Origin of the sequence: Microbacterium stercoris (assembly GCF_017592545.1) — a bacterium.
GTDB lineage: Bacteria > Actinomycetota > Actinomycetes > Actinomycetales > Microbacteriaceae > Microbacterium > Microbacterium stercoris.
The window spans coordinates 257784-264404 of sequence record NZ_JAGFOA010000006.1 but is presented as its reverse complement, the minus strand read 5'-3'; the positions used below and the strand labels follow the sequence as shown (position 1 = coordinate 264404).

Annotated in this window: 9 protein-coding genes and 1 pseudogene; 3 read left to right on the top strand and 7 right to left on the bottom strand. The window is 71.2% G+C overall.

What is annotated here, in order from left to right; all coding sequences use genetic code 11:
• Positions 1-115: 115 nt before the first annotated feature.
• The 7 genes and pseudogenes from J5V96_RS15015 to J5V96_RS14985 all read right to left on the bottom strand — a co-directional run.
• Positions 116-553 carry a pilus assembly protein TadG-related protein gene (locus J5V96_RS15015; RefSeq protein ID WP_208504824.1) on the bottom strand — a complete coding sequence of 146 codons (438 nt, stop codon included), beginning with the start codon at positions 551-553 and terminating at the stop codon, positions 116-118.
• Positions 550-981, bottom strand: a complete 432-nt coding sequence (locus tag J5V96_RS15010) for a TadE family protein (protein ID WP_208504822.1) — start codon at positions 979-981, stop codon at positions 550-552. Before J5V96_RS15010 ends, J5V96_RS15015 begins: the two co-directional genes overlap by 4 nt.
• A gap of 4 nt (positions 982-985) precedes the next feature.
• Positions 986-1396, bottom strand: a complete 411-nt coding sequence (locus J5V96_RS15005) for a TadE/TadG family type IV pilus assembly protein (RefSeq protein WP_208504820.1) — start codon at positions 1394-1396, stop codon at positions 986-988.
• Between the two features lies 1 nt (position 1397).
• Positions 1398-1601 (bottom strand): hypothetical protein, encoded by a 204-nt coding sequence (locus J5V96_RS15000; RefSeq protein ID WP_208504818.1) that lies wholly within the window; start codon positions 1599-1601, stop codon positions 1398-1400.
• A 43-nt stretch (positions 1602-1644) separates the two neighbouring features.
• On the bottom strand, positions 1645-2583 hold the full coding sequence (locus tag J5V96_RS14995; protein ID WP_208504816.1) for a type II secretion system F family protein: 939 nt from the start codon (positions 2581-2583) through the stop codon (positions 1645-1647).
• A complete protein-coding gene (locus tag J5V96_RS14990) occupies positions 2580-3440 on the bottom strand; it encodes a type II secretion system F family protein (protein WP_208504814.1) in 861 nt (286 codons plus the stop codon). Before J5V96_RS14990 ends, J5V96_RS14995 begins: the two co-directional genes overlap by 4 nt.
• Positions 3437-4339 (bottom strand): annotated as a pseudogene (locus J5V96_RS14985) (TadA family conjugal transfer-associated ATPase); the annotation flags it as partial. The pseudogene J5V96_RS14985 and the gene J5V96_RS14990, both read right to left, overlap by 4 nt.
• Before the next feature lie 70 nt (positions 4340-4409).
• Here J5V96_RS14985 and J5V96_RS14980 point away from each other — a divergent pair.
• From J5V96_RS14980 to J5V96_RS14970, 3 genes are read left to right on the top strand one after another with little or no spacing between them, the layout of a single operon-like run.
• On the top strand, positions 4410-4565 hold the full coding sequence (locus J5V96_RS14980) for a hypothetical protein (protein WP_208504810.1): 156 nt from the start codon (positions 4410-4412) through the stop codon (positions 4563-4565).
• The gene (locus tag J5V96_RS14975; RefSeq protein ID WP_208504808.1) at positions 4562-6178 is read left to right on the top strand and encodes a recombinase family protein; all 1617 of its coding nucleotides are present in this window, start codon (positions 4562-4564) and stop codon (positions 6176-6178) included. Before J5V96_RS14980 ends, J5V96_RS14975 begins: the two co-directional genes overlap by 4 nt.
• Positions 6175-6438, top strand: a complete 264-nt coding sequence (locus J5V96_RS14970; RefSeq protein WP_208504806.1) for a hypothetical protein — start codon at positions 6175-6177, stop codon at positions 6436-6438. Before J5V96_RS14975 ends, J5V96_RS14970 begins: the two co-directional genes overlap by 4 nt.
• Positions 6439-6621 lie beyond the last annotated feature (183 nt).

The window sequence follows — 6621 nt, the reverse complement described above, 5'->3', positions numbered from 1 at the left end:
GGCGTCGCTGTCGATCGCAGCGGGCGCCATCGGCGTCGTCGGTCTGCTCGGGGCGCTCGCGTTCGTGCGCTGGGTGCCGCGCTACGTGCCGCGACGGCCGAGCACCTGAACCCGATCAGTCGAGCGCATTGCGGCTGGTGGCTCGCCCCTGCAGAGGCACACCGGCGGGCACGAAAGGCGAGAACAGGGGCGGGTGCCAGACACCCGCGACCGTCACGGTCGCAGAGACGCCGTCGCCGACATCGACGGACACCAGCCGGGGGTCGCGGAGCGTCTCGTCGAAGCGCGCCGCTTCGACGATCTCCAGCGCCTGCGCCCGCGCGTCGGTCTCGTCGAGCCGGGCCCGCGGTGCGTCGCCCTCCACGCGGAGTTCGAAGCCGTCGGCCGCGGCAAGCGCGGCCGCGTCCGCGAGGCCGTCGAGACGCTTCTGGCCGAGGTAGAGCGAGGTCGCGTCGACGCAGACGAGGATCAGCGCGACGGCCAGGAGGGCGTAGCCGAGCACGAGCGGCAGGGTGCTCCCCTCCTCGTCCTCGAGCGTCCAGCGAGCGCTCATCGGGACTCCCAGTACGACGAGACCTTCTGCAGCGACGTCGCCTCGACCGGCAGCACGGCCAGGCGTTCCAGGCCGAGCACGGGCGGAACTAGAGGCAGTGCAACGCGAGCCGTCACGGTGACCTGCACGGTGGATCCGGCAGCCGGGCACACGTCGCGGGTCGGCAGACACGACACCTGCGCCTCGAAGTCGTCGATCCCGTACTCCCCCGTCACCGGCTGGAGCACACGATCCGGATCGGCCTGACCCGAGGCGATCGTCCGCGCGGCGAACCGCGCCGCGGACTCGACGCCCAGGGCCTGCGACTGGATCTCGCCGAGGGCGAGAACGACGTAGACGAGGGGCACGAGCATCAGCACACCGACGGTGAGGAACTCGAGAGCCGCGGATCCGTCCTCCCCCGCCACCACGGAGCGCCGACGGCGCACGGCGTCAGGGAAGCGTCTCGACCGGGGCACTGGCACTCACCGCCATTCCGCGGGGCGCGCCGAGCAGGCCGACGAGTGGAAGCGTCGTGCGGACCGTGATGGTGAGGGCGGGCACGCCTGCGACCCGGGTGTAGGCCGCGCTCACGTGCTCGGCGTACGCGGCGCCGACGGCGTGGCCGATGACCTCGCGTGTGCGCTCGATCCCCTCCGCCGGGGTGGCGCCCACCAGCGCCGCGTGATGCGCGCCTTCTACGGCCGCATCATGCACCACGTTGCGTATGTACACCGCGAGGCCGAACTGCAGCACCGCGAGTGTGAGCAGGGTGAGCAGACCCCCGACGAGCACGAACTCCGCCGGTGCCGAGCCGCGCTCACGCGCATCCGGATCCCACAGGTCGCCTCTCGTCTGGCGCATCTCAGCCGAGGCCGCCCGTGACGCGGGCGATGGCCTGGGTGAACAGCCCCTCCAGGGCGGGGCCGGCGAGCAGCCAGATGCCGACCACGAGTCCGGCGGTCATCAACGTGATCAGCACCCACCCCGGGACGTCACCCCGCTCATCGTCGGCGAGGTCGTGCCACGCGAGGCGGGTCTGGAGGGCAAGGCGGTCGATACGGGACATGGGCTTCTCTCTTTCGATGAGGTTCTGAGGGATTGCGAGGGTGTCAGCCGATGCCGAGGCGGAGCATGACCACCCCGGGGAAGACCGCGAAGATGACCGACAGCGGCAGAAGGCCGAAGACGAGCGGAAGGAGCATGTAGATCTCCTTGCGGCCGGCCGTCTCGATCAGCGTCCGCTTGGCCTCCTCACGGGCGTCATCCGCTTGCGCTTGGAGGGTCTGTGCGAGCGGGGCGCCGCGGTCGAGCGCGGCGACGAGATGCTCGACGGTGCGAGACAGGGACGGCATGTGCAGGCGCTGCGACATCGCCATGAGTGCGTCGGGAAGGCTTGCGCCCGTGCCCACGTCGAACACGACAGCACGCAGCTCCGCCGTGAGCTCCCCCGAGCCGACCGAGCCCACACGGCGGAGGCTGTCGAGGATGCCTTCGCCCGCAGCGAGGCACAGTCCCAGGAACTCCAGGACCGTCGGCAGCTCGTCCGCGATCCGGGCGATGCGTGCCTTCGCACGCCGGGTGAGCACGACGTCCGAGAGGACCACCGCCGTGACTCCCGCGAGCACCGGGAGCAGCAGCGCGGGGCCGGTGAAGGCCTCCGCGAGCGCGAGCGCCACGACGGCCGCCGCCCCGGTGCCGAGGCCCGCGACGCCCCACACGAGCTGTCGCGCGCGGAACGCCGTGGGGTCGACGTGGGCACCCGCCTGCGCCAGGCGTATCGCCAAGGCTTCGGGCGCACCCATGTGGCCGATCACCCAGGCGGCCGCCCGCGCAGCGATGTCGGGTACCTCGCCTCCGATTCCGGCAGGACCGATCACCTCCCAGGGGGTCGTGCCCGCGGGATCGGTGACCTCGCGGATGAATGGCGCGATGCGACGGGACACGGACGGCGCCCCGATCCGCGGCACCAGCACAAGCAGGAGGCAGATGCCCGCTCCGAGAGCACCCCCGAGCAGGACCGCGAGTGCGCCGTCGGTGGCCCAGGTCACGCGAACCACCGCCGCGGCTCGGGCAGACGACCGATCCGGATCATGACGCGGTACGCCAGGACGGATACCGCCGCACCCACGACGATGAGAACCATGCCCTCGGGGCTGGAGTACGCCTCCGCGCCTTCCGGCCGAAGCGCGAGCATCGCGAGGATCACCCAGGGCGCGACGACTCCGAGGACGGCGGCGCCCTTCGTCCACGACTGACGCGACTCCACCTCGGCACGCAGCGCCGCATCGGCGCGCACGGACGCCGACAGCGCGCGCAGCACCGGCACGAGCTCGGTTCCGCCCACCTGACGGGCCATGCGCATCGTCTCCACGATGCGGTCTCCCATCGGGTCGGCGAGGGCCGTCTTGAGGCGATCGGCGCTCGAGTCGAAGTGGCCGGATGCATTGACGTCTCGCTCGAACCGGATGAACGCCGGTCTCAGGGCAGAGGGCGCGGAACGCGACAGACTCGACACGGCGTCCGGCAACGACATGCCGGCACGCACCGAGGCGATGAGCAGGTCGCAGACGTCGGGCCAGAGCGCCCGTCGAGCCCGGATGAGGGCCGAACGTCGAGAGCGCAGCCAGATCACGGGGGCGGCTCCGCCTGCGATCAGTGCGAGCATTCCGAGGGTGCTGACTCCGGTGATGAGCCACGCGATGGCGGCGCTCGCCAGCCCCGCCACGGCGGCGGCCACGATCAGCAGACGCGGGTGCACGTGCGAGAGCCCCGCCTCGGCGAGGAGGCGGGACGAGGCACCCGTTCCCGTCTTCCTCGGACGACTCTCGGCGCTCGGGGGCCACAGCCACGGAGAGAGCACGAGCAGGATCCCTCCGCCGAGCATCACCCCCCACACCAGGATCATGTGCGTCTCCCGGCCCGGTAGACGGTGCGCACCTCGGGGAGCTCACCGGCGATGCGGCCCGTGGGCGCGACGATCTCGACCACGCGCCGAAAGCCCGACGCATCGCGTTCGCAGTGCACCACCAGATCGACGCTCGTCGCGACCGCGTGGAGCACAAAGCCGCGGTCGATGTTGCGTCCGGCGAGCAGGGGCAGCGCCGCGAGGCGGCCCAGTGCGTCGGCCGCGGAGTTCGCGTGGATAGTGGCCGCTCCAGGCACGCCGGTGTTGAGCGCGAGCAGCAGGTCGAGCGCCTCGGCGTCGCGCACCTCGCCGACGACCAGTCGGTCGGGGCGCATACGCAGGGCCTCCTTGACGAGTCGGCGCAGGGTGATCTCGCCGGTGCCCTCCAAGCTGGGCTGACGTCCCTGCATTGCGACGAGGTCGGGCGCCTCGACGCCGAGCTCGAAGGTCTCCTCCACCGTGACGATGCGATGTGCAGCGGGGCTCGCGGCGACCAGCGCGCCGAGCATCGTCGTCTTGCCCGCGTGCGTCGCGCCAGACACCAGAACGCTGCGTCCTTCACGCATCGCCTCGCGCAGCATCTGGGCCGCCTCCCCAGCGAGGGATCCGAGCTCCACCAGACGGTCAAGCGAGCGGTAGCGAGCGACGAACTTGCGGATGTTGACCGCCCAATGCCGGTGCGCGATGCCGCCAATCACCACGTGAAGGCGCGAGCCGTCGGGCAGCGACGCATCGACGAAGGGCTGCGAGAGGTCGACGCGGCGGCCGGTGGAGTGGAGCATACGTTCGACCAGGTCACGCACCGTCGCGTCGGTCAACTGCACGGGTACGCGTTGTGACACGCCTCCGCGGGCGACGAACACCCGATCCGGCGCGTTGATCCAGAGCTCCTCGGAGGTCTCGCCCATGTGTCGAGCAGGAGCCGCCGTCGAGGCGGTCTCCTCTTCGTCACATACGAAAGGACACCTCATGCTCGCCCCCGTCACCGACTCCCACTGCCTCACCGACGACACCGACGACACCGACTACATCGCCCAGATGTCCGACGCGGACGCGGGCGGCATGTGGCCCACCCCGGGCCAGCTATGGGAGCGCGTCGCCGAGGCCAAGACGGCCCGCGCATGACCGCCGCCGATGTCGACCCGGCGCTCCTCGTCGACCTGTACCTCCGCCTGTCCATCGACAAGGAGGGCAAAGACGCCCTCGAGCGCCAGGAGGCCGACCTCCGCGAATGGGCCGCATCCCAGGGCCTCACCGTGCGCAAGGTCTGGCGCGACGCCGGTAAGTCCGGTTACAAGAAGGGCACTAAGCGCCCCGACTTCGACGCAGCCATCGCGGCCGTCCGAGAGGGTGAGGTGCGAACGCTCGCGGTCTGGAAGCTCGACCGCCTCAGCCGCCGCGGCGCGGGCCAGGTCGGCGCCGTCCTCGACGACGTCGACGAGGCGAGCGGGCGTCTCTACTTCCTCAAGGATTCCCTCGACTCCACGGTCCCCAACGCCCGGATGCTCATCGTCATGGTCTCCGAGCAGGCCCGCGCCGAGAGCGCCAACGCCTCCACGCGCATCCAGGCCAAGAAGGCCCACGACCGGCGCAACGGTCGCTACCTCGGCGGCTCCCGGCCGTGGGGCTACGAGGTGAACGCCGACCGGAAGCTCCGCCAGCACCCGACGGAGGCGCCGCTCCTCCGCGAAGCCTTCGACCGCCTCATGGCCGGAGAAACGATGCTCACTGTCTGCCGCGACTTCAACTCGCGCGCCATCCCGACGCGCCGCCACGGCGCCATCTGGCGCGCCTCGACGATGTCCAAGGCGCTCCGCTCGCCTACCCTCTCCGGTCTCGTCGCCGACTACCGCGAGAACCGCGAGGAGGGCTACGAGGGCACGGACATCCACCCGTGGCGCCACCCGGACACGGGCGAGCACGTCTCGCTCATGGCCGAGGGCGAGCCGCCAATCGTCACCGAGGGCGAGCGCATGGCGCTCCTGGCAGTGCTCGACGGGCGCCTCCGCCAGTACGGCCGCGGCATGCGCGCAGTCAAGCAGCCGGAGACCCTCCTCGGCGGCGGCCTCGTCGTCTGTGCTGCGTGCCGCCGAGTCTGCGTCTCGTTCGGCGGCTCGTACCGCTGCCGTAGGCGCGACTTCACAGGCGAGCCCTGCCCGGCTCCCCTGACGGTCTCCCATCGCGTCTTAGAAGACGCCGTGCGCCGCTCCTGGGCGCACGGGCTCGCGTCGCTCGAGCCCGACGACCCGATCCTCCAAGCCGTGGCCGACAGGTGGCTCCTCCGCAATGACCCCGCCCCCATCCGCGAGCGCAAGACACTCGAGGCCGACCTCGCCACCGTCGAGGCTCGCATCGACTCGGCCGATCACGACCGCTACGTCCGCGGCACGCTGACCGACGAGCGGCACTCCCGCATCACGGAGGCGCTGGCCGTTCAGGCACGCCGCATCCGTGCCGACCTCGCGGCGCTCCCGGAGCCTCAGGCCAACCTCGGCGCGCTCCTCGACCCGGAGCTCTCGCTCCCCGCTATCGAGGCGGCGCCGGTCCTCGAGGCGCGGGCGCTCCTCCGCCTCGCCATCGACGCGGTCGTCGTGACCGCCTCGACTGGCCCGGGAGCGCGTTTTAACGCCCTCGACCGCATGCGCGTCATCTGGGCAGGCTCCGGCGTCGACGCCAAGACAGTTGACCTCCGGGAGCTCGGCCTCCGTCTGCCCGAACGTGAGAAGGTGACCGCATGACCGCCGCCAAGCGCCTCTCCATCCCGGAGGCTCTCGCCATCGCCGAGGCCGCGCTCGCCGTGCACAAGCCCGGCGAAATGATCCTCGGCGCGTGGGCAGACGCGCGAGGCGTGGCGGTCGCACACGGCTTTTCCGAGAACGTCGTCACCGTCGGCCCCGGGCCGCTCCTCGTCGACCGCGTTTCGGGAGAGGTTTCATTCCTCGGCAGCATCGAGCAACTCGACCGCCTCAACGCCATGCGCGAGGTGCCCGTCCGCTGACGTGGCACGCGCCTTACCCCGACGCGCGAGCTTCCCCGTCTCAAGCTCTTGAGGCCGCTCGCGCGAGAAAAGCAGACACGGCGGTCCACATGCGACCACGTAGAACTCGACCTGGGCGAAGTAGTCGACCACCACGACCCGATAGCGGCGAAAAGCCCCGCCCTCGACGTGAGGACGGGGCTT